Origin of the sequence: Streptomyces griseoruber (assembly GCF_001514205.1) — a bacterium.
GTDB lineage: Bacteria > Actinomycetota > Actinomycetes > Streptomycetales > Streptomycetaceae > Streptomyces > Streptomyces griseoruber.
In genome coordinates, this window is sequence record NZ_KQ948791.1 from 18,338 (window position 1) to 39,042 (window position 20,705).

The following is a 20,705-nucleotide window of genomic DNA, read 5'->3' on the forward strand; positions in this document are numbered from 1 at the left end:
GATCGCGCAGAACCTCGTCAAGGTCGGCGGCCCGGCCATCGGCGGTGTCCTCGTCGCCGCGGTCGGGTCGGCCTGGGCCATCGGCTGGGACGCACTGACTTTCGCGACCTCCGCGCTCCTGTTCGCCCGGATCGACCTCAAGCCGGGCGCGGTGAAGGTGAGGGCGGGGTTCCTGGCCGATCTGTGGGACGGCTGGAGCGACTTCCGCTCCCGCCGCTGGCTGTGGGTGATGGTCGTACAAGGCGCGCTCGTCGTGCCGGTGTGGCTGGTCGGGTACCAGCTCCTCGGCCCGGTCTACGGCGAGCGGTTCCTCGGCGGCGCCGGACTGTGGGGCCTGGTCGTCTCCGGGTTCACGGCCGGACTGGTGGCCGGGGCCGCCGTCGCGCTGATGTGGCGGCCCCGGCTGGTCGGCCGGGTGGTGTGCGCGGGTACCGGGTCGCTCGCGCTGCCGCTCGCCGCGATGGCCGCCGCCGTCCCGTTGCCGGTGCTCGTCGCCGCGACGGCCGTGGCCGGGACCGGTCTCGCCGTCAGCATGACCGTATGGTCCGGCCTGGTGCAGGAGCGCATCCCGGCCGACCGGCTGAGCCGGGCACTGTCGTACTCGACGCTCGGTCAGCTCGTCCCCGTACCCGTCGGCTACCTCCTCGCGGGCCCGCTCTCGCGCGCCGTCGGAGTCCGCGCCACCCTCGCGGGCGGCGCCCTGGTGATCGTGCTCGCCGCCGTGGTGCCGCTGCTGATCCGTCAGGTTCGGGCCCTGGCCCTGGCCGGGCAGCCCGCACACGAGCCGGTCCCCGCGGAGAAGGCCGGAGTGTCCGCGCGAGCGCCGAGGTAGAACGCGCGGGCCACCTCGACCGCCCCGCCGAAGTCCCGGAATGCCCGGTCGCGGGCCGCCGCATCCAGCACCGGCCGCCCCGCGCACGCCGGAAGGTTCCACCGGGCGGCAAGGTGCCGGCCGATGCGGTCGGCGGACAGGCGGGAGATCGTATGGCGGGGGTCGGCCGCCTCGACGGCCGCATTCACGGCGTACGCCGCGGCGACGTCCTCCGCCGTCGGCAACGCGTCGTCGACCAGCTCCCCGGCCTCGGCCCGGCTCGACGGCCACACCGACCATGCGCCATCGAGCCGGGCCGAGCGGACCACGATCCGCAGCAGCGTCTCCCCGGCGGGAGCGCCCGCCCGCAGCTCGGCCGGAGCGAGCCAGTATCCGAGTTGCTGCCTGGACAGGGCGGCCACGTCGACCCCCTCGGCCGCCGTGGCGCGCAGCGCGGCGGCCTCGAGTCCGTCCGGACCGGTGTCCCCTCCGGCGACGGCTGACAGAACGCGGGTCCGCCACCGGGCGGGGAACCCGGGGTCGTAGAGCTGCTGGTGCTGGAGTACCGCGAGGAACGGCACGCCACCGGGGCCGGGGCGGTGCGCGGCCGTCCAGTACCGCACGAACGACGTCCGCCACGGCTCCCGCTCCCACTCCCGCGCCGTGCTTTTGGGTTCCGGCGGGCCGCCCGCGGCGACCAGGGCGAGGGCGCGCTCCGCGTCCTGCCGCTTCACGTCGTACGGGTGGCGCCGGCGCCACCCGTCGACCGCGGCGAACGCGGCGCCCGCTCCCTCCTCGCGGGCCCGGCGGGCGAGTGCGGCCCATGTGCGGCGGGTGTAGGGGAGCGCGCGGGCGAGCGCTTCGAGCGTGCCGGCGTCGGCCTCGGTGATCCGCCCGGCCGCGGCACACCGCACGAGCGCGGCCCGGATGTTGACCAGGGCCTCGGAGACCGGCTGTCCCTCGGGGGTGTGCAGTACGGAGACCTCGTCGTCGGCGGCCAGCACCCCGGCCGCCAGGTCCTCGAAGACGGACCCGACACCGGTCATCCCGTACGGCGCGAGTTCGGCGGCCCGCAGCGCTCCCATGCTCGCCGCGCCCACGACCCGGACTCCCTCGGCCAGCAGCAGCAAGATCTCTTTGTGCCGCACGGGGGCGCGCTGGTGCCACACCCCGTCAATGATCACGACCGTGTCGCCGGGCGCGGTGTCGAGCCGCAGCAGGTCTCCGTGCCCGAGCGGCGGATGCCACACCGCGTCGGGCAGCAGCTCGCCGACGCGGGCGGCCGGCAGGGTCGGGCCGGAGAAGACATGGACGCTCACGTGGCGGTCTCCTGACTCGGGCGGGCGCTGGTGCGCTCCTGCCGGGGGCGGGGGATGACGTGCCGGGAGTCGTACCGCAGGTGCGGCGCAACGACCTTGACGACCGAGAACACCCCGGTCTCGTACGGGCCGTGGGTCAGGTCGACGACCAGCGGGGCGGCGCCGGTCACGCTCGCGATGCGGGCGGCCAGGTGTCCGGCCTCGCGTTCGTGGGTGTCGAACCCGGCGGCGTACCGGGCAGCGATCTGCCCCCAGTCGGCGCCCGGGTCGGCCGCGTCGGCGGGGCCCTGGTGCCCACCGTCCCGGTAGGTGGCCGGGTGGACGTCCTCGCGGCTCCCGGTGATCGCGGTCAGCCGGGACTGTGCGGCCTCGGTGACGGCCCGGGACAGGGCGATGTGCGGGTCAAGGTGCGCCCCGGACCCGGAGACCAGGAGCGCGGCCTGGTCCTCGCGCCACAGATAGGCGGCCATCACCGGCACGCCGAACCGGCTCGGCAGGTGCCACAGCTCCAGCCACGCGCCCGCCTGCCGGACACGCTCGATCAGGCTCGCGCAGTGCGGATCGCTCACGCTGCCCGGGTCGATGCGCTGCGGGCGGCCCTCCGGGGCGGGGCCGGTCAGGTCGCTGACCGCGTCCCGCTCGATCACCTCGTACAGCGCGTGCACGACCGCCTCGGCCGTCGTGTTGCCGGAGGCGAGGCCGTTGGTCGACGCGCTCGGCAGGTGCAGCCGCCACCGGTCGTGAGTCTGGCGGCCGAGCCGCACGCACGCGGCCGGCACCGGCACGGTGGTGCCATCCAGCGCCGAGCGGGCGGTGATCCAGTCCAGCACCGTACGAGGGGTCAGCAGCGAGCCGGGGTGCGTCTCCAGCGCGGCCACCGGATACGGCAGCCGCAGGGCCGCGGCCGGGGCCCGCTCGACGGCTGCGGGCACGGCGCGCTCGCCGTGCCACGCCTCGATGGCCTCCAGCGCGCCGGACACACGGGCGGCGTCCAGCGTCGCCCCCTTGCCCTGCGCGACGCTCAGCGTGCGGGCCAGGGGCCGCACGGCCATGGTGACGGGGATACCGAGGTCATCGAGCCCGGTCACGTCGGCAACGCGGGTGATGCCGTAGACGGCGAGCAGCGGCCGGAGCGCGGCCCACGTCTCGCCGGGACGGCGGGTGCGGTGGGTGCCGTCGAAGAACGCTTTTCGCACGGACGTCTCTCCTCTCGGGGACGGCGAGGCCCGGCCGCCGGACGCGGGAAGGCGTCCGGCGGCCGGGCCGGTCAGCTACCGACTACCGGTCCGCCGGTTCAGACGGCCGGCACCGTGTAGGTGTGGGTGTCAGGGAACGCGCTGTCAGGGACGGCCGGGTCACCGCCGCTGTTCTGCGGCATGGCGCCGTCCGCGTGCAGGTCGGCGATGAAGTCGGCCGGGTCCGCCGGCACGGCGGCGGTCACGGACTGGGACACGGGCATGGGTTCCTCCTCGGAACTCGTAGCGGTTGCTGCTACACCGACAGGTCGGTGAAGCAGACGGTGACCAGCACCTCGCGCGATGGGCCATCGAGCGGGGTACGCCAGTGGGGAATCCGGGACCCGTCGAATCCGGTCAGGGCCCGGTACTGCACGGGAAACACGTCGCCGTCCGGGTACGGCGTACCGGCGAGCCGCTCGACGACCTCCTCGGTCGTCAGCCATCGCAGGTTCGGCAGCCACCCCATGGACCCCAGGCCTGGCGTCAGGGCGGCGCTGAACGTGATCTCGCACTTCCCGTCGTCGCGGTGAACGTGCATGTAGTCGCCGGGCCGGTAGTACTTGAAGCCGAAGCGGATCGCGGTCATGCTCCGCGCGCCGGTCGCCTCGGCCGCGACGTCCGCGAGCGTCTTGGACTGCGCGAGGGCCCGCAGCGCCTCCGCCCCGGGGTGGACCGTGCAGCGCTGCGGGGACGTGATCGACCCGTCCCGCATCGCCAGGAGACCCGGCCGGCGGTTGTGCCGGACGGCCGCGACCGGCTCCAGCCGCTCGGCCTCCTCGGCAAGCGCCCGCCACAGGCCCGCCTCGATCGCGTCGGCCGGCACGTCCGCCCGGCCCTGGGCGAGCCAGGTCCGCCGCAGGGTTCCGGCGTCCATCACAGGTCCATGAACGACATGGTCACCAGGAGACCCGCCGCCACCGGCAGCGGGGGCCGCCAGTGCGCGAAGTGGTAGCCGGCGAACGCCCGGACACTGCCGTCGTTGTAGGGGTGGGGCAGCGTCGTGAACGGCTCCTGCGTGGGGAAGATCCCGTGTTCGGCGACGACGTCCGCGAGCCGACGGCCGTCCGGGTGGCGCAGGTGCGGCGCCCACCCCATCGGCGGCAGATCCGGCGTCAGGGCGATCCCCACCGTCACCGTGGACTTCGAAGAGTCCGTGTGGAGCCCCTGAAAGTCGCCCTGCCGGTAGAGGACCACGGCCCCGCCGCGGGGGATCAGGCGCGGGATGCCGGTCGCCTCCCGCAGCGCCATCAGCAGCGGCTTGTCGTAGGCGAGCTGTTCGAGGACCGGGCCCGGCGGGATGAAACCGCAGTGCACCGGCGTCGCGAACGAGCCGTCGCGGTGGGCGGCGGTGTGGTCGTGCACGTGCGGCGTGACCAGGTGGAGCCGTCCGGCCGCCTCCTCCGCCAAGGCGGTGAAGCGGTCCGGCGCCAGCACGTCGGGCAGGACGACCGTGCCCGTGTCCTCCCATGCGGTGCGGGCCGGGAGCCGTTCCGCGAGCGCGCTCGTGTCCATGATCCCTCCGGGGTCTCGGCGGTCGGTGGCCGCCGCCCGGCGCCACGGATCCCGGCCCCCGAGCGGCTGACACAGAGTCAACTCCCGGCAGTGGCACGCCTCCAGGGCCGCAGACAGGGCTAGGGTTGAAACCCTTGAATTTCCGGGGGAGGGACGTCATGCCCGACCGCACACGGAACATCGCTCTCTTCTGCCTCATCCGTGAAACCGGCTGGACGAACGCGAAGTTCGCCCGACAGGTCAACGCCGTGGGAACCGAGCTGAGGCTCGGCCTCCGGTACGACGCAACGGCCGTGTCGCACTGGCTGAAGGGCACCGTCCCCCGGCCCCCGACACAGGCGGCGATCCTCGAATGTCTGTCCCGGCGGCTGGGCAGGACCATCACCAGCTCGGCCGCCGGATTCGGGCCCGACGCCCCCACGCCCGACCAGGCCGACCCCGTGGCCGCCCTCATCGACCTGTGGAGTGCAGATATGGACCCCTCCCGCCGGGCGGTGCTCGGCGCCGTCGGCCTGTACTCGGTCACCCTCGCCGTTCCCGGATGGCCGGACGTCGTCGACCGTGCACGGCGAGCCCAGACCGCCCCCGGGACACGGATCGGCCCCAACGAGGTAGCCACCGTGACCGCCATGAGCGCCCGCCTCTCCGACCTCGACGACGAGTTCGGCGGAAGCCACGTCCGGCCGCTCGCCTCCGCGTTCCTCGGGACCACCGTCGCCCGGTACCTCAAGTGCGACGCCTCCGAGGAGACCCGCAAGGCCATGTGCTCGGCCGCCGCGGATCTCGCCTACCTCACCGGCTGGATGGCGATGGACGACGGCGCGCACGGCCTCGCCCAGCGGTACTACGTCCAAGCCCTACGCCTGGCCGGAGAAGGCGCGGACCACCTCACCTACTGCACCGCGCTGCGCGGCATGAGCGTGCAGGCCATCGGCCTCGGCCACGGCCGGACCGCGCTCCGGTACGCCGACGCCGCCGCGGCAGCAGCCCCGGCCGCCGGTCCCCGCCTGCGGGCCTTCCTCGTCGGACAGCAGGCGCACGCCTCGGCGGCCGTCGGCGCCCGCAACGACGCCAAACGGCAGCTCCGCGAGGCCGAGACCGCCCTCGAAAAAGCCACATCGAGATCGGGCACCGTCGGCGGATACCACCCGGCCGCCCTGCACTACCACACCAGCCACGTCCTGTACGAGCTCGGCGACCTCGGCGGCTCCATCGCCGCGATGCAGGAGTCCAACCGGTGCCGGCCGCAGACCGAACGCCGGGCGAGGGCCCGCTCGACGGCCCTCCTCGCCGAGCGGCAGTTCGAGTACGGCCACCTCGAAGCAGCCTGCGCGACATGGAGCGAATTCCTCGACGACTACCCGCACGTCAGCTCCGCACGCTGCGACGACCACGCCGCCACTCTGCGGCAATCGGTCCGCAGACACCCCGGAAACAAGATCGCCCAAGCACTCAGCGAAAGAGCAGGGCTCATCACCCGCGCTACCCGGAAGACGTGATCTTCAACTACGCCGCCTAATCCGCGCGGCAGCCGGAGTACCGTCCTGGCATGACGGATGTGTCCTGGGCCGACGAGCTCAGCGCGATGTCGGCGGGTCTTGGCGTCCCACACTCCGGGGTGTCCCGGCCGGGTTGAGCGAAATCTCCATCTGGATGTTCTCCGCGTTCACCGGCGCCCCCTACGGCGCGCGGCCCATCGCCGTCCCGGGCGACGGCCCACTGGCGCGGGCCGACGTACTGCGCGGCGAGATCCGCGATGCCGCCCTGCAGCATCGCGCGGTGATCGACGCCGTGGCCGTGCAGATGTTCCCGGACTACCAGCAGGGCCCGCACTTGCAGGAGCTGACCGCGCGGCTCGGCGACATGGCTGAGGCCGTTCTCCAAGCCCACGGTTGGTGCAGGCGGGCGCCCTCGTCCAGCAGATCCCGGGTGACATGATGCACGATCAGGTGCGCGTCAGATCTCCTGCCGCACGCCGTCCGGTGTCTGCGACCTGAGGACCGGCCGGCCGCGTTGGTGGTCTTGATCTCGTCGAAGACGAGCTCGATCTCCCAGCGCCAGGCGTGGAGGACGGCGAGTTCTTCGGCGGGGTACTTCTCGTGGTCGGTCAGGCTGGCGATGAGCCGGACGATGTCGGCCTGCCCGTCGACGTGGTACTCGATCACCCGGACCAGCGCCGGCGGCGCCTTGACGGTTTGCCGGACCCGGGCGGCGCGCCTCCTCTCCTTGGCCGCTGGGGTGATACTGCCTGCGCGTCGGCGCATCGTACGGCATCGCGCGCGGTCGGCCGGGGGATCCTCGGACGGTGATCCATCCTGGCTGGTCCGCGCCCCGCCGCCTGTGTGTGCTTGTACTGCTTCTCTGCCTCGCTCTGCCCGCGATGGGAAGGGCCGAGGCTGCCGATGGCGCCCCGACAGACTGCCGAGCCGACCAGCTCCAGACGGCCGAGGTCACGGCACTGGCTGAGTTCAAACACCGCGGCAACGACTTCAGCATGGTCACGAGCACCATGGACATCAGTGTGCCCGCCGCTTGGACTCACGCCTCCGACCTGCTCCTGGACGCCCATTCGCCGGCCTATCGGTTGGCGCTGGCGTGTCTGGTGGGCAAACCCCTGCAAAATCAGATCGACTTCCGTGATTACGAGTGGCGGTTCAAGCCGGTGACGGTGAAGGCCGACGGCCAGAGGGTCAAGGTTCACTACGAGGCTGCCACGTGGACCCAGTTCAGCTCCTCCGACGCTGTCGGCCCCTGGGTTCTGACGGTGTCGAAGGAGAACTGGCGCATCGCGTTGCGGCCTTCTCCTGGCCTGAAGGGCGCTGATTGGGACAGGGTGCAGGTCGACCTGGGCGGACAGGGTGCCCTGACGGCCACACCTCGGCCGGCCTTTGGCGAAGGGGGAACGAGACTGAGCTGGCGCCACAAGGAGCCGGACCAGAATCCCACGGTCACTTTCCGTCCACCCACGGTGCAGTATTGGGACTTCATCACGACCTCGCCGGAGGAAACCTGGCAGGTCTGGGAGACGTGGGGGAGCTATAGCGCCTCGGCAGCGTTCTGGTACGTCGCCTCAGGTGCGTTGTTGCTCGTCGCGGGTCGCCGGCTGAGGCACAGTCTCGCCGGTACGACGAAGCCGGAAGAGTCGAGAGCGCTGCACTACCTGCGGTGGTGGGCGCTCCTTTTGATGTTCCTGGGCGTGCTCGTCTATATGAACGACAACGTCTACCTGTGGTTGCAGCATCTGGTGGGCTGGCATCACGACTACGAATGGACAGTCGCGGTGTTCGTCCTGGCGTTCCTCGGGCCTGCGCTGTGTCTGTTCGGCAGCCGGTCGAAGCGCCTCCTCTTCAGTGTAGGCGGAGTCGTCCTGGGAGTACTCGGCTGGTACGTGGTGTCGGAGATGCTTGACTTCACCTTGCTCCCCACAGCCGACCAGTTCCTGTCCGCTCCGGGCTGGACCGTGACAGCAGTGGCCTGCACCGCACTGACGGCAGTGTTCTGGATCGGCGTGATCGCAGCAGGGCAGCGGATGCTGCTGATCAGAGAGACTCGAATCCCGACTCGCATGATGGTCGCCGCCGCCCTTGCAGCAGCGACGGCGACCGTCCTGTGGGCCTACCTCGCCGTTGACCGCTCCTGGGAGCGAATCAGCTGGCTCTCCGACCCACGCTCGCCTGAATTTCAAGCGATGTGGGTGACACAGCTCGATGAATGGTGGGTGACCTTCCCCGCAAACGTTCTGGAACCGCTCCTGATCGTCGTCGGCATCCTGGCGCCGCTGCCCGCGCTGGGCGTCCTGCGGGTCTGCCGGGTCGAACAGCACGAGCAGGGGGCGTTCACACCCGCACCTGCGGAGAAGTTCCTGCTCGTGGCCCTCTTCGCCATCACCTTCGCACCCGACACGTACTACTTCGGTTTCTCCGCATACGCGCTCACCCTGGTGCTGTGCCTGTGCACGGCCTGGGGAGTACTCGTCCTGGGCTCGCACTTCTCCGTGCTGGAGCAGCCCTTCACCGACAACGCACCGCTGGGAAGGACGATCTCGCTGACCGACAGAGCCGACGTGCTGCGCCTGGCGCGCCGGTTCAGGGAACTCCAGACCCGCCTGAGTCAGCTCAGCACGTCGAACCTGGAAGAGCGTTCCGCCGAGCGGCAGCCGATCGAGGCCGAGATCGACCGACTGGACCAGGCGTTGCCGGCAGGAGTGAGACCCGCCGATCTTCCCTTCGCCTGTGGCCCGATGGCCACGTGGTGGGGCAATGCTCGCAGGGGGGCAGCCAACGCGTGTCTCATCGGCCTGCCCGCGACCGGCCTGCTGTACTGGGTCGACGCCGTGAAGGGCGACTCCTGGATGGTGAACGCGGCGGATGCAGCAGGGTTCGTCTGGATCGTGGAGGAGATCCTCTACTGGCAGGTCTGCTGGATCGTCGGGGGATTCTTCCTCGGAGCGCTGTGGCGTGATCTGCCGGGCCGTCACGGGCCGACGAAGGCACTCTTCGTCACGCTCGCGGCCGCCATCCCGGCAACGGCCGATTTCCTCATCGTCCAAGCCGTCGGCGGGAGCGTGCCCGAGGTGATCGGCCAGATCGCCGCATTCGGCTCGGTGACGACGTGCACGGGTCTGATGATGGATCTGCAGACCTTCCAGAACGAGCGCCGCTACTGGCCGACCAATGCCAGTCTCGTCGCTTACGTCTACCAGATGCGCTTCGCCACGATCGCGTTCTTCCTGGCACAGCTGCTTGCGCTCGTCACCCTCTGGAAGACGTTCGCAGACGTCAGCACATCGGCGCCCGGCCGGTAGGGGCCTGACCGAGATACGGGTCAAGGGGCAACGGGATGATCTTGAACGATTGACGGGCCTACTGCGGTGCCGAGATCGCTGCGCCGTGTTCGTCGTGCTGGGGTCCCAGTAGTCCTCGCCGAAGAAACGACGCTAAGGAGGGGTGCCGTTAACGAGCGGCGAACCAGGTGAAAGGTAACCCGCCAGTAGTTTCCTGGGAGGTTTCTATGCTTCTATGCTTCTAGGCTGCTTGTCTGGTTGATGGGTGTGCTGCCGGTCCGGCGCCACGGTTTCTCGTACCTGCTGCCGCACGTCCGACATTGGGCTCGGAAGAGCGTGGCGGCCGGTCCCATCTGCTCGCTCGGCTCGGCCGGGTACTCCGCTTTGTGGATCTTCGCGACGAGCCGCGGAGTGGCGCAGGTGCAGGCGCGGCTGCCCCAGGCGCGGGCGGCCCCAGCCACGGGTGTCTCGACGAATTCGGTGCGGTATCCGTCGATCGGCCGGTGCTTCTTCTTGATGTTCGACGCGTTCTCGAACCGGCGCTGGTCGGCAGTGCTGGGGAAGATCAGCAGGAGTCCGGCCAGCAGCAGGAATGCCTCCCCGCGTACACGCCCGGGGTCGGGGTCGAAGACGGCGGCCGGAACGCCGCGCTCGTCGACGAGGGGGACACCGCCGGCATACCGGGGATCGCCGGTGCTGAAGCCGACGGTCGCGATGACGCCGTGTTCGTCGGCGAGCTTGGCCAGGGCCTGGTCGATGCCGAGGCGGAAGACACGGGCCACCTGCCAGAGCCTGCCGGGTGGCTGGGTGCGGGCAGCCTGTTCGGCGGCGGTGGCCTCGGTCAGGGCTTTGGCCCGGGTGACCTGGTTCCTGGCGCGGATCTTCTCGCGCTTTTTCTCCTTCTCCCGTTGCAGCGCGGCCAGACGGGCTTCTTGGACGCGTCGCTGTCGTTCCTCTTCCTCCAGATGTGCGGTCTCGGCCGTGATGTATTGCGGAGCCGTCCACACCGTGGCGAGCGACCGTTGCGGGTACTGCAGGGGCGTGCGTGGGGTGTGCGTGACGATCCGGCGGGTGAACGCCCAGGTGAGGAGCTGGGTCAGGGAGGCCGGGACGGCCCTCCAGCCGCGTCCGGTGAACTTCACCAGGCCCTCGGCGACGGTCAGGTGCTTGGCGCCCTCGGACCGTTCCAGGCGGACGGAGGGGACGGCGCCCAGCCAGGGCGGGCGTGGCCGGTCGCTGAACCAGATCGAGGTGACGCCGTCGGCGCGCATCTTCTCGGTGCGGACGGTGATGTCGGCGTCGGTGATCGGGGCGAGCTGTGCTTCGAGCGCCGTGGCCCAGGTCCCGGCGGGGTCGGTAGCCAGCACGTCCGCCCGCCAGGTGCCATCGGGGCCGCGCGCTTCGAGTTCGGCGTGGGCGCCGGCGTCCCGTGCGGCGTTTGCCAGCTCCAGCTTCAGCAGGTGGTGGGCGACCGACTCCAAGGCAAGCGCACAGGCGGGGGCACCGGGGGCGTGAGCGAAGAACCGTAAGCCGGTGCGGGAGGTCTTCGCATACATCGCGTAGCCGCACTCGTCGCAGGCCAGCGGCGCGGGCGGCCGAGTCTTCCACACCGCCTCCCAACTGCGCTCGCACCCGAGGTCGGGCAGGTGGGCAAAGACGGTTCCCCACTCGGCGTGTACGGCCCTGAACGCCACGCTGGCCCCCTGCTGGTCGGCGAGGAGGCCAGTGTGACGCGGGGCACTGACATTGCATCAGGCCCCGGCGGGCTCCGGCTTGGGGTCCGAGTCCTGGGGGACGGGGTGGCGAGCTGGAGACGGCTGCACAGGGTCAGCCGCACCTCGCCGTAAGGCCGGATGTGCACCCGACTCCGGGCTACAGACCACTTGGTTCGCCAGCGGCCCCTGAGATGGCTTCCTCGACCGTGTCACGCAGGGCGAGGAACTGCGGAAGCGCTTTCTTGCCAGGGATTATCACAGTGTTCTCATCGTGGCGAGCGTTGTAGCCGCGGCTGCCGAAACCGGCACGGGCGGCGTTGGGGCTGCCTGCGGTGGTGAAGCGGATCCAGCCCGGGAGGATTCCGGTAAGCGGGCCGGTCGGCGGCTTGAGGTCGACGGATGTGATCTGCGAGACCGGGATGCGCTTCTCACTGCGCCCAGCGAACAGACGGGCAAGGCCGCGCTGACTGACTGTGACGAACCTCCCGTCAAAGCTGACGTACTGGCCCGCATCGCCCCTCAGCTCTGTCCCGAGAACGTAGTTGGTCCCCATGGGCACACCTTCTCAGCCGACAGAGTGCCTCTCTCCTCGGAGAGACCGCTCTCTTCCATCATGGTCCGGGCGCTCTCTGAGCGCTGCTCGGCATGGGCGCTCTCGCATCGCGGAGGACAGGACGATCCGCTGCTACCTCCAACCACAAGATCAATTATTGGCGGTTACTTGTCACCTGGTTCGAACGCTCGGCACCCCCTCTACCGCGCGGTGCGCAGCAGGTCACGTCGTGCGGTGACCAGGGCTCGCCATCGGGAGCGGGTGGCTTGTTCGCCGTCCAGCCAGAGCGGCGGTGTGTGGCCGGCGGGCAGGGGCAGGTCGGCCATGAAGTGGGCGATGTCGGTGTAATAGGCGTACGTGCCGTCATCCGTCTGCTCGTGCAGGCGGGCGATGGTGGCGGTGAGGGCTTCGTGGTCGTCGAGGACGGCCTGGTGGAAGGCGGCGGCGGTTTCGAGGGTGGGTGTCATGGAGGTGAGGCCGGCGACGTCGAGTTCGGTGCGCAGGGTGCGGACGCGGTCCTCGACGGTCGGGCTGCCGGCGTCGCGGATGACGGCGGCGATGGCGGCGTTGATCGTCGTGGCGCGTAGGTCTAGGCCGTTGAGGAGTCTCTCGGCGAGGTCGAGTTCGTCGTCGGCCTGAACGGGGTCGACAAACGCGAGGGCCAGGGCACGCAGGGCTTGGTTGTGGGCTGCTTCGCCGGCTTTGGCGTGCTGTTCGGCTTCGAGGCGCCCGGCCAGGTATGCCTCGGCGGCGCGCTGCGGTTCGCCCTGGATCCAGTACAGGTCGCCGAGGACGCGCTGGTGGCGGCCTTCCCATCCGAGGGTCTGTGCGGCGGCGAGGGCTGTGGGGAAGTCGCCGGCGAGCCGGGCGGCCTGGGCCAGTCCGCGGCGGGCGGCCTGGGCGAGGCGGCCGTCGGCGTCGGCCACCTGCTGGTAGCCGCGGCGGGAGTCCTGGGGGCGTCCGATGTCGCGCAGGGCCTTGGCGCGGTAGTAGACGGGCATCTCCTGCAGTTCGGCGGGCAGCAGGCCGGAGTCGATGACGGCGGTGAGCCGTTCCACGGTGCGGGCCCGGTGCTCGCGCTGGCGGCGGGCCAGGGTGCTGAGCGTTTCGACCAGCGCGTCGGCCGGTGTCGACAGCACGGTGCTGCCGTGGCCGTGGGCGGGCGGGGCGAGCGGCTCCCACACGGAGTCTCCGACGTAGGCGAAGGCGGCGTCGGAGAGCCAGCCCAGCTCGGTGAGGTCGAAGTCGCGGTCCAGGCGCAGCCCTTGCCGTAGGACGCCGATCAGTACCGCGCGGTCCCTGCGCGGGCCGTGGGCCCATTCCCGGCCGAGGGCGTCGTGCGCGCGCAGGGCGGCGCGGTGCCAGTCCTGCTCGGACCACCGGTCGTCCGTGCCGTCTGCCGCGTTGCGGATCGCGGAGCGGACGACCTGGTGGAGGTGGAAGGGCCACAGTCCCGTCAGGTCTTCGCGGATGAACGGGCGCTCGGTCAGGCGCAGGGCGGCGGCGTCGCGGGTGAGTCCGGCCACCTGGGTGGCCAGCGGGACGGAGAAGGCGTCCAGCAGGGACACCGAGCGCAGGACGTGGCGCTCGTCGCTGGTCAGGTCGCTGACGGTGCGGGAGATCAGGGCGGGGAAGTCGCCGAAGTCGTCAGGCTGCGGCGTGCGTTCGTGCAGATCAGAGGGAGGGGACATGGTCAGACGCTGGGGGGTGGCCTCCATCGCCGCGCTTGCGCTCGCGACCGGCTGCGGGGCCGAGGTGCAGCGCGGAGCGAACGCCTACGACTACGCGGCTGGGTACCTGAGCGGGCGCAACGAGAACCAGGCGGGGGCGGAGAAAGGCTCCGGGTGCGTACAGCAGCTCCAGGACTACGAGGCCGCCATGGATGAGGGCGCGATCTCTGAGGTGCGCAAGTACTTCATGAAGGGGTGCATGGACGGCTTCGACGGCGCCAGTCCCGCGATGTGGCCAGAAGACCAGCAAAAGCCGTAGATCGAGATGCGGGCGGTCCAGCTCCGCGCGGGCGGCTCCATGACGAGGAGCCGCCCGCAAGGCGCTCGGCCGGCACTTCTCCCAGCTGCCAGATCTGCCCGGCGGAATGCGGCTCCCTGTGCGACAAGGATGCCGACTACGAGACACCGTGCTTGTTGGAACCGCATCTGACTTGAAGGAGGGAGAAGCCCCTACGCGGACGGTTCGCTTCCAGAGTTGCGGGCCCGTTCCAGCCGGCCGTGCAATCCACCGTGGTCACGTAGGGCCTTCGTTGTTGTCCCTATGAAGCGGTGTCCTTCATCGTCGAGGTTGAACTCGACGATGGTGCGGACGCCGTCCTCTGGCCGACCGCTTTCGGAGGTGATCACGAGGTACTGGATTCGCTTCGGCCGCCGGCCTCCGACAGGGCCTTCTGGGTCGAACACGGCGATGTCGTCGAACGGGAGGTCCATGCTTCTTGCCGGGAGACTCGGGCTGTCGAGGGCCACGATCACGCGGCGGTCTGTCAGGTAGAAACGCACGGGCAGCGGCGGGGCATCAGAAGGGACCCACATACCGCCACACGTGACCCACTCGACCTCTCCCGCTTCCAGCGTGTCCTGGACAAACTGCCACAGGAGGGACTCGGATATCAGAGCGTCCGCTTCCTTCTTCGGGGCCGCCAAAGCGCCTGCGAAGCGAGTTCCGAAAGGTTCCACGGCGTGATCAGTGATGGGACGTGATTCCTGATTTTCCTTGCTGCGGCGGAACAGTGCCATGGGCTCTCCTTGTGAGTGGGCGATCCGAAGTGCATCGTTGGCATGCTGTGCCGCAGCTGCAGGAGGACGCTACCAACCACCCGGCTCTCTCGTCCCCGTGCTCATCGACGGCTGTCGGCCCGAGGCGAGCAGACTGGTGAGTTCGGCGGATCGCATCCAGGGACGGCCTGGAGTAACCACGGACGTCCTTTGGTTCTTGTGCCGGGGGCTCACCGGGGTCGGCGGGCTGCCGGATCGCGTTCGGCGACATGGCGGGCGACGGCGTCGACGCCGGGGCGGGCGTAGCGCTCCAGGGAGCGGACGGAGGCGTGGCGGGAGCGAGCCAGCAGCATCGGGGTGGAGGTGCCGTTCTCGGCGTCGTGCGTGAGTGCGGAGTGCCGCAGCCGGTGCAGGGTCCAGCCGTCCAGGTCCTCGATGTCGTCGGGTGAGGCTAGCGGGTTGGCCAGCAGCCGTGTGGCGTACTCGAAGATCTCCTCGGCCCGCCGGTAGGAGAGCCGGGCCCGTCCGGTCTCCGGGCACACATCCAGCGACGGCGTGCCGGCCGGGGCCTTGCGGCCGGTGAGAAACAGCGGCCCGCGGGTGCGTCCGGCGATGAGCCGGGGCAGGAGCTGGGCGGTGCCGGACTGCCAGTGGATCCACTCAGTCGCCCCGCCCTTGGCGGTGATCTTCCCGCGCTTGTCCTGTGGGTACAGGTCTTCCACGTTCAGGCACAGCACCTCGTCGGCCCGGGCAGCAGACTCGTAGAGCATCTTCCACTGCGTCTTCTCTCGCAGCGCGACGTCCAGGCGCCACAGGGCGGCGATCTGGTTCTCCGCCAGGGCCTTGGTGCGGTCCGGCGGGGCTGGGCGCCGCTCGATCCCGATCGTCGGATCGACGGCGATCCAGCCCTGGCGCTGCCACCAGCCGATCGCCTTGCGGACGATGGACAGTTCCCGGTTGACGGTGTCGGCGTCCATCTCGTCCGCCCGGGCAGCCGCCAACTCGGCAAGCACTTCCGGCAGCACGGGGTCATCGATCGCGGCGAGGGGGAAGGCGGGCGGCTTCGCGCCCCGGCGGGCGGGTCCGGTCGGCGCCGGTTTGCTGGCGAACATCCATCCCCACGTCGTGAGCGAGATCCGGTAGATCCGCGCGGAGGACTTCGCGATGCCCGCGCCGGTGAGGTAGCGCTCGACCGCCGCAGTGTACGTGGCCGGAGGGGCGGACAGGGGCAGCACCCGGGCACGCGGCACACGCGACACGCCCCCGACCCCGAGTTCGGTCACTGGTTCGATCGCCATGCCCGCCCCACCTCTCCGGCACTGTCGCAGTAAATGCGTACACCTCACCCTGGCGGCCGGAATGGTCCGCCGCAGGTCGCGATGATCACCGTAGAGGCTCCGCCGCAGTAAATCCGGCATTTACCGCGACAGGTGGGATGTCAGCCTCCTCGGAGCGGGCAACCTTGACAAATCCAAAGATAAATGTAAGATTAGAGATATCTTTGGAGTCAATAATTGGGAACATCTACGTAGTGGAGTTGTGGATATGCAAGAAGAGTTTGACGACATCAAGACCTGGGACGACCTGCGCAAGGCGGCAGACGTCAACGGTGGTGTCTATCTGACAAACATGGGCGTCCTGCGCGAGGTCAAGAAGGCCGGGCGGCTGGGCAACCTGGTGCGCGAGGAGATCGGCAACAAGCTGAGCAGTATCGGGCTAGGACACCTGCCCGACGAGCTGCCGGCGTACCAGGAGCGGTCCGTGATCCTCTACGTGAAGGGCGGCCCGGTCGGCAAGGTCGTGCAGGCGGTGATAGACACCCCCAGCCACGAGAGCGCCGATCAGCTCCGGCAGCTCAACACCTCGGAGGCACAGGACAAGCTCCGACGGATCGCCGAGATCGTCCAGGAGTAAGCCGAAGGCCCGACCTGATGGCACTGGTCGAGCCTTCGCAATGATTCGGATCAGGGCTCTCAGCTTGGCGGCGGGGGCCCTGCCCGCTTCCCCACACTACGAGAACACGGCCTACAAGAAAGGCATCCGCCCATGACCCTGTACGTCTACGTCGACAACTCCAACATCTGGATCGAGGGCCAGCGGATAGCGGCTGTCCGCTCGGGAGCGGCCCGAGACATCCGTACCGCGCTCGCACAACAGATCACGGCACCCTGGACCTATGACTTTGGCCGACTCTACGGCATCCTCTGCCCACCCGGCGAGAACGTCGGCCGATCCATCCTGTTCGGATCCAAGCCGCCGGAGAACGACAGCATCTGGCAGCGCGTACGCGACGCCGACTTCGAGGTCGAGACCTTCGACCGAAGCACCTTCACCAATAAGGAGAAGCAGGTCGATATCGCCCTGAGCACCAGGATGATGGAGGACTCGTTCACCTACATGAAGGCCAACAAGGGAGACATCGCGATCCTCGCCGCCGGTGATGGGGACTTCCTGCCGACTATCAAGTCGCTACAAAACCGTGGACTCGGCGTCCGGGTCGTTTCCTGGTCGCACGCTGTCAGCCACCAACTTCGTGACACTGCCGATGAGTTCATCGAACTTGACCCTCACTTCGACCACCTGACCCGGACAATGCCGGCAGCGTGATCGCCAGTGAGGCGGTCACCGTGGTCATCCTGTCCCCGTCTCCACACCGCCTCATCCGAGAACTGATCGTCCCCGGCACCCGTGAGGGTGGGATTCCACAGGTCGTTCTCCCGCTCGACTGAGCACCGCGCTGGCCCAGGGGCCAGCGCGGATGTGGCCCAAAGGGTGCAGTGGAGCACTCATGTTCGCGGAGCACTTGATCTTGGTCGTCTAGGTGCGGTTCCAGCACGTGGGGCCGTAGCCGCGCACCATGGATTCGTAGTCGGACAGCGGTCGGCCACAGTCGAGGCAGTTGGTGTGCAGGCGCGGCATGCCGTGGTCGGCAAACGGCGCGGGCCGGTACGGCGAAGGTGGCGGCGAGACGAACGTTTGCTGCTCAGGAGCCCACAGTCGCGGAGGCAGTGCCACGTGGGCGGGCAGCGGCGGCCGGTACTGCCTCTGGCAAACGAGGACCGCGACTAGCGCACAGGCGGTCAGCACCAGCGCTATCAAAAAGGCGAAGCCATGCGGCGCGAGACCGTCCTTCACGTCGACGCACGGCGGAAAGGTACCGTCGGGGAGCGCGTCAGGACAGCTGGGCGTGGTCATCTGCGTGAGAACCAGCAGCACGCACCACTGGGCTGTCGCCAGACCGGACAGCCAGCCAGCGGTCTTGCCCCACTTCTTGGTGACCAGCCAGCCGATGCCCATGGCAGGGAGCACGAGGATGGCGAGGATCACCAGCAGGATCAGCCCCTCTCCGCCGGCACCCTCGTTCGCGCCTCTGCGGGAGTGGCCTTGCACATAAGTACCGTCCTTACGGTAGTACCCGCCGACCCAGCCCAACGCCGGGCTCCTTTCATTGCGCCGTGCCCGGCCGCAGAAGGCCGGACACGTGAGGGTAGGAGGACAGTACCGGCACAAATACTGACGGGTGGGCAGGCGGTCAGCAGTAGAGCCGTCGGTCCGCAGGCGCGCGTCAGCTCCGGACAGGCTGAGTGTCGTCGTTCCGTGAAGCGTGGTTCTGGATCACTTTCAGTGCCGGGGCCACGGAGGGTCACCACAAGCGGGATCATGAACGGCCTCACGCCGCGAGGAGGACCCGCTTGCGGAGCAGGTCGAAGTTGGCGCGGCCGAACATCTGCCGCTTGATCATCTTGATCTTGTTGTTGTGGCCCTCGACGGCGCCGGAACTGTAGCTCAGGCTGAGCCCGGCGACGACCGCGTCGAGGTCCTGGCCGAGGCCGGTGACAAAGCCGTGCAGGGCGGGCACGTCGTCAGCCTGCACGCGCTCCATCCACTGACCGAGGTCACGGCCCCGGCGGTCGTTCATCAACTCGGCGAAGGCGCGGACGTGTTCAGCGGTTCGGTCGAGGGCGGGGCAGCGGGCGAGGATCTGCTTGAGCTGCTGGGTCTGGTCGTCGTCGAGGCGGTCGGGGCGGCGGGTGATCCAGCTGGTCACGTCGCGCACGGACGGCGCCTTGCGGGGAGGATCGTCGTGCGGGAAGGCTTCGCGCAGCCGTTGGACGTACCTCTTCACCACGCTCTCGCCGCCGGAATAGCCGCGCTCTCGAACTTCCTCGAACAGTCTGCGGGCGACGGTGCAGCCTTCCGCCCACCGCTGATGGAGGTAGGGCTTGTAGGGGTCGAGGATGCTGCTCCGGCCGGTCCACCGTCCGACCAGGAGCTCGTCCGCGGTGGCCGCATTGGCGAGGCGGCGAACGGTGTTGCGGGCCAGGCCCAGTCGGCGGGCGATCGGCCGCAGGCCGAGCCCTTCACCCAGCAGGGCGTGGACGGCCGCGTGCTGCTCGCGCACCCGGTCGGACAGACGGCCCGACTGCCGTGGTTCATCCGGGGAAGGCGGCGCAAGCGCCGGGCTCTCCAGGGGCTCGGCGGCGCGGACCGGGGCAGTGTTCTCCGGCTCGCGCAGCAGGGCGCGGTGCTGGATGACCATCTTCTCGACGGCCTCGGCCAGGTTTTTCCAGATGTGCCACCGGTCCGCGACGTGAATCGCGTCCGGCGCGCCGAGCCGTCCGGCCTCGGCGTATGCGGTGGACCGGTCACGGCAGATCACCTCGACGCCGGGGTGATCGGCGAGCCAGGCGGCCACCGTCGCTGTGGCCCGGTCGGGCAGCAGATCAACCGGACGGCGCGTGTCGATGTCCACCAGGATCGTGCCGTAGTTGTGTCCCTTGCGCAGAGCGAACTCGTCCACCCCGAGCACCCGCGGCGTGTGCACTTCGGGCTCCGGCAGACGGCGTATCAGCCGCAGGAGCGTCGACCGGCTCGCCCGGACCGCGAGCGCGCTCGCCAAGCGGGCGCCGGCCCGGCCAGCCAGCATCACCCCTACCTGTTGCAGCACCGTCTGCAGCCCGGAGCTTCGCCTCCCATGCCGGAACGTGAGTCCGTGCACCTGCTCAGCGAAGGTGGTCTGCCGGCAGGCGTGGTCGCGGCAGCGGAACCGCCGGACCTGTAACTCGATCACACGGGACGCCCGGCGACAGCAGTATCGGCAAGGCGGCGCACATATCGGCTGTGCACCCGGCCCGACGTCGTCCCGCAGGCGGGACATGCGGCCCGCTCCGCCGATGCGCGGGCCCACACGACCACCAACTCGCCGTCGACCACTGCGTTTTCGATCAATACACCATCGACCCGGTGGAACCACAGGTCCTGGAGGAAGACATCACCCACGGCCGTTCATGATCGCGGTTGTGGTGACCCTCCGTGGCTCCGGCACTGAAAGTGATCCAGAACCACGATTCAGCCGACGCCGACAGCGGTGGCGGGAGGCCGTGGAGACCGCGCTGCTGGGCGACTGGTGCGCCGCGCTGTGGAGCGGCAACGGCATCCTGCTCTCCCCCGCTCTCGACGTGCTGAAGGCGGAGGCTCGCACGGTGCACCGGCAGCTGGTGCCGATCTGGCGGCGCCGCACCCGGCATGGGCGGGTGCTGTCCCTGGACGCCGACCTCGGCGGGCTGTCGCTGTACGACCTGGTCGTTGCCGACGTCGATCTGCTCGCTCACACCACGGGCGGGGTGTACGTGGACGAGCGGCTCAACGCCGTTCTGCGCGGGCTCGACCCGACCGAGTGCGCGGTCGTCTTCGCGTACGCCGAGGGCGAGGGCACCACTTGGACCGAGGCCGCCGCGCAGGCCGGCGCCGCCAGCCCGGAAGCCTTCGGCGAGCGCGTGCGGCGCAAGGTCAGGCGGCTCGCCAACGAACAGCGCCGCCGCGCCGCACAGCGTCGCCCCGCTCCCCCGGTCGCCTGACCCGGGCTCAGCATCCAGTTCGCCAGACGCCCTCCCTCACTTCCTCCTGGAGTACGCACGGTGCACCGGCAGCTGGTGCCGATCTGGCGGCGCCGCACCCGGCATGGGCGGGTGCTGTCCCTGGACGCCGACCTCGGGGGCTGTCGCTGCACGACCTGGTCGCCGCCGACGTGGACCTGCTCACGCATAA

20 protein-coding genes and 1 pseudogene are annotated in these 20,705 nt (G+C 69.8%); 8 read left to right on the forward strand and 13 right to left on the reverse strand.

Going from position 1 to position 20,705, the window contains the following annotated elements; genetic code table 11:
- Window positions 1-832: MFS transporter (locus AQJ64_RS42650; protein WP_211286535.1), on the forward strand; the 832-nt coding region annotated here is incomplete at its 5' end.
- Here AQJ64_RS42650 and AQJ64_RS42655 read toward each other — a convergent pair.
- From AQJ64_RS42655 to AQJ64_RS42670, 5 genes are all read right to left on the reverse strand, one after another.
- Window positions 742-2,130: a TfuA-like protein gene (locus tag AQJ64_RS42655; RefSeq protein ID WP_055633698.1), complete on the reverse strand. Its 1,389-nt coding sequence runs from the start codon at window positions 2,128-2,130 to the stop codon at window positions 742-744. The two genes, AQJ64_RS42650 and AQJ64_RS42655, sit on opposite strands and share 91 nt — an antisense overlap.
- Window positions 2,127-3,326, reverse strand: coding sequence for a YcaO-like family protein (locus AQJ64_RS42660; protein ID WP_055633699.1), 1,200 nt, complete (start codon window positions 3,324-3,326; stop codon window positions 2,127-2,129). The genes AQJ64_RS42655 and AQJ64_RS42660 overlap by 4 nt, the downstream gene beginning before the upstream one ends.
- A 98-nt stretch (window positions 3,327-3,424) precedes the next feature.
- On the reverse strand, window positions 3,425-3,589 hold the full coding sequence (locus tag AQJ64_RS49940) for a hypothetical protein (protein ID WP_167738977.1): 165 nt from the start codon (window positions 3,587-3,589) through the stop codon (window positions 3,425-3,427).
- A 32-nt stretch (window positions 3,590-3,621) separates the two neighbouring features.
- Window positions 3,622-4,242, reverse strand: coding sequence for a hypothetical protein (locus AQJ64_RS42665; protein WP_055633700.1), 621 nt, complete (start codon window positions 4,240-4,242; stop codon window positions 3,622-3,624).
- Window positions 4,242-4,880, reverse strand: coding sequence for a hypothetical protein (locus tag AQJ64_RS42670; RefSeq protein WP_055633701.1), 639 nt, complete (start codon window positions 4,878-4,880; stop codon window positions 4,242-4,244). The genes AQJ64_RS42665 and AQJ64_RS42670 overlap by 1 nt, the downstream gene beginning before the upstream one ends.
- Window positions 4,881-5,038: 158 nt before the next feature.
- On the opposite strand from AQJ64_RS42670, the gene AQJ64_RS42675 reads away from it, so the two are divergent.
- Together AQJ64_RS42675 and AQJ64_RS51560 are read left to right on the forward strand one after the other, a co-directional pair.
- A complete protein-coding gene (locus AQJ64_RS42675; RefSeq protein ID WP_055633702.1) occupies window positions 5,039-6,379 on the forward strand; it encodes a tetratricopeptide repeat protein in 1,341 nt (446 codons plus the stop codon).
- A 133-nt stretch (window positions 6,380-6,512) separates the two neighbouring features.
- Window positions 6,513-6,818: a hypothetical protein gene (locus tag AQJ64_RS51560; protein ID WP_169809762.1), complete on the forward strand. Its 306-nt coding sequence runs from the start codon at window positions 6,513-6,515 to the stop codon at window positions 6,816-6,818.
- Between the two features lie 71 nt (window positions 6,819-6,889).
- Here AQJ64_RS51560 and AQJ64_RS42680 read toward each other — a convergent pair.
- Window positions 6,890-7,144: pseudogene (locus AQJ64_RS42680) on the reverse strand (transposase); the annotation flags it as partial.
- 41 nt (window positions 7,145-7,185) lie between these two features.
- Here AQJ64_RS42680 and AQJ64_RS42685 point away from each other — a divergent pair.
- Entirely contained in the window at window positions 7,186-9,684 is a 2,499-nt protein-coding gene (locus AQJ64_RS42685) for a DUF6185 family protein (RefSeq protein ID WP_157880909.1), read from the forward strand.
- A gap of 212 nt (window positions 9,685-9,896) precedes the next feature.
- On the opposite strand, the gene AQJ64_RS42690 is transcribed toward AQJ64_RS42685, so the two are convergent.
- The 3 genes from AQJ64_RS42690 to AQJ64_RS42700 form a co-directional block, all read right to left on the reverse strand.
- Window positions 9,897-11,357 (reverse strand): competence protein CoiA family protein, encoded by a 1,461-nt coding sequence (locus AQJ64_RS42690; RefSeq protein WP_240512595.1) that lies wholly within the window; start codon window positions 11,355-11,357, stop codon window positions 9,897-9,899.
- A gap of 178 nt (window positions 11,358-11,535) precedes the next feature.
- Entirely contained in the window at window positions 11,536-11,931 is a 396-nt protein-coding gene (locus AQJ64_RS42695; RefSeq protein ID WP_055633706.1) for a DUF4429 domain-containing protein, read from the reverse strand.
- A 200-nt stretch (window positions 11,932-12,131) separates the two neighbouring features.
- The gene (locus AQJ64_RS42700) at window positions 12,132-13,622 is read right to left on the reverse strand and encodes a hypothetical protein (RefSeq protein ID WP_206189686.1); all 1,491 of its coding nucleotides are present in this window, start codon (window positions 13,620-13,622) and stop codon (window positions 12,132-12,134) included.
- Here AQJ64_RS42700 and AQJ64_RS42705 point away from each other — a divergent pair.
- A complete protein-coding gene (locus tag AQJ64_RS42705) occupies window positions 13,621-13,920 on the forward strand; it encodes a hypothetical protein (protein ID WP_055633707.1) in 300 nt (99 codons plus the stop codon). The genes AQJ64_RS42700 and AQJ64_RS42705 overlap by 2 nt on opposite strands.
- 191 nt (window positions 13,921-14,111) lie before the next feature.
- Here AQJ64_RS42705 and AQJ64_RS42710 read toward each other — a convergent pair whose 3' ends face one another.
- Both AQJ64_RS42710 and AQJ64_RS51565 read right to left on the reverse strand, forming a co-directional pair.
- Window positions 14,112-14,678: a hypothetical protein gene (locus tag AQJ64_RS42710; protein WP_157880910.1), complete on the reverse strand. Its 567-nt coding sequence runs from the start codon at window positions 14,676-14,678 to the stop codon at window positions 14,112-14,114.
- A gap of 209 nt (window positions 14,679-14,887) precedes the next feature.
- The gene (locus AQJ64_RS51565; protein ID WP_063788709.1) at window positions 14,888-15,955 is read right to left on the reverse strand and encodes a tyrosine-type recombinase/integrase; all 1,068 of its coding nucleotides are present in this window, start codon (window positions 15,953-15,955) and stop codon (window positions 14,888-14,890) included.
- A gap of 247 nt (window positions 15,956-16,202) precedes the next feature.
- Between AQJ64_RS51565 and AQJ64_RS42720 the strand changes: the two genes are divergently transcribed.
- Both AQJ64_RS42720 and AQJ64_RS42725 read left to right on the forward strand, forming a co-directional pair.
- Entirely contained in the window at window positions 16,203-16,571 is a 369-nt protein-coding gene (locus tag AQJ64_RS42720; protein ID WP_055633709.1) for a hypothetical protein, read from the forward strand.
- A gap of 132 nt (window positions 16,572-16,703) precedes the next feature.
- Window positions 16,704-17,264: an NYN domain-containing protein gene (locus tag AQJ64_RS42725; RefSeq protein ID WP_055633710.1), complete on the forward strand. Its 561-nt coding sequence runs from the start codon at window positions 16,704-16,706 to the stop codon at window positions 17,262-17,264.
- A gap of 210 nt (window positions 17,265-17,474) precedes the next feature.
- Here AQJ64_RS42725 and AQJ64_RS42730 read toward each other — a convergent pair whose 3' ends face one another.
- Both AQJ64_RS42730 and AQJ64_RS42735 read right to left on the reverse strand, forming a co-directional pair.
- On the reverse strand, window positions 17,475-18,089 hold the full coding sequence (locus tag AQJ64_RS42730; protein ID WP_055633711.1) for a DUF6011 domain-containing protein: 615 nt from the start codon (window positions 18,087-18,089) through the stop codon (window positions 17,475-17,477).
- Between the two features lie 238 nt (window positions 18,090-18,327).
- Complete coding sequence (locus tag AQJ64_RS42735) at window positions 18,328-19,815, reverse strand: ISL3 family transposase (protein ID WP_240512596.1); 1,488 nt, start codon at window positions 19,813-19,815, stop codon at window positions 18,328-18,330.
- A 223-nt stretch (window positions 19,816-20,038) separates the two neighbouring features.
- Between AQJ64_RS42735 and AQJ64_RS42740 the strand changes: the two genes are divergently transcribed.
- The gene (locus AQJ64_RS42740; protein ID WP_055633712.1) at window positions 20,039-20,515 is read left to right on the forward strand and encodes a hypothetical protein; all 477 of its coding nucleotides are present in this window, start codon (window positions 20,039-20,041) and stop codon (window positions 20,513-20,515) included.
- Window positions 20,516-20,705 lie beyond the last annotated feature (190 nt).

Excerpts from the sequence above, each read along its gene's own strand:
- AQJ64_RS51565 (WP_063788709.1), bottom strand. The coding sequence starts at position 15,955 with ATGGCGATCGAACCAGTGACCGAACTCGGGGTCGGGGGCGTGTCGCGT.
- AQJ64_RS42710 (WP_157880910.1), bottom strand. The coding sequence starts at position 14,678 with ATGGCACTGTTCCGCCGCAGCAAGGAAAATCAGGAATCACGTCCCATC.
- AQJ64_RS42735 (WP_240512596.1), bottom strand. The coding sequence starts at position 19,815 with ATGTCCCGCCTGCGGGACGACGTCGGGCCGGGTGCACAGCCGATATGT.
- AQJ64_RS42665 (WP_055633700.1), bottom strand. The coding sequence starts at position 4,242 with ATGGACGCCGGAACCCTGCGGCGGACCTGGCTCGCCCAGGGCCGGGCG.
- AQJ64_RS42705 (WP_055633707.1), top strand. The coding sequence starts at position 13,621 with ATGGTCAGACGCTGGGGGGTGGCCTCCATCGCCGCGCTTGCGCTCGCG.
- AQJ64_RS42725 (WP_055633710.1), top strand. The coding sequence starts at position 16,704 with ATGACCCTGTACGTCTACGTCGACAACTCCAACATCTGGATCGAGGGC.
- AQJ64_RS42670 (WP_055633701.1), bottom strand. The coding sequence starts at position 4,880 with ATGGACACGAGCGCGCTCGCGGAACGGCTCCCGGCCCGCACCGCATGG.
- AQJ64_RS49940 (WP_167738977.1), bottom strand. The coding sequence starts at position 3,589 with ATGCCCGTGTCCCAGTCCGTGACCGCCGCCGTGCCGGCGGACCCGGCC.
- AQJ64_RS42700 (WP_206189686.1), bottom strand. The coding sequence starts at position 13,622 with ATGTCCCCTCCCTCTGATCTGCACGAACGCACGCCGCAGCCTGACGAC.
- AQJ64_RS42695 (WP_055633706.1), bottom strand. The coding sequence starts at position 11,931 with ATGGGGACCAACTACGTTCTCGGGACAGAGCTGAGGGGCGATGCGGGC.
- AQJ64_RS42675 (WP_055633702.1), top strand. The coding sequence starts at position 5,039 with ATGCCCGACCGCACACGGAACATCGCTCTCTTCTGCCTCATCCGTGAA.
- AQJ64_RS42720 (WP_055633709.1), top strand. The coding sequence starts at position 16,203 with ATGCAAGAAGAGTTTGACGACATCAAGACCTGGGACGACCTGCGCAAG.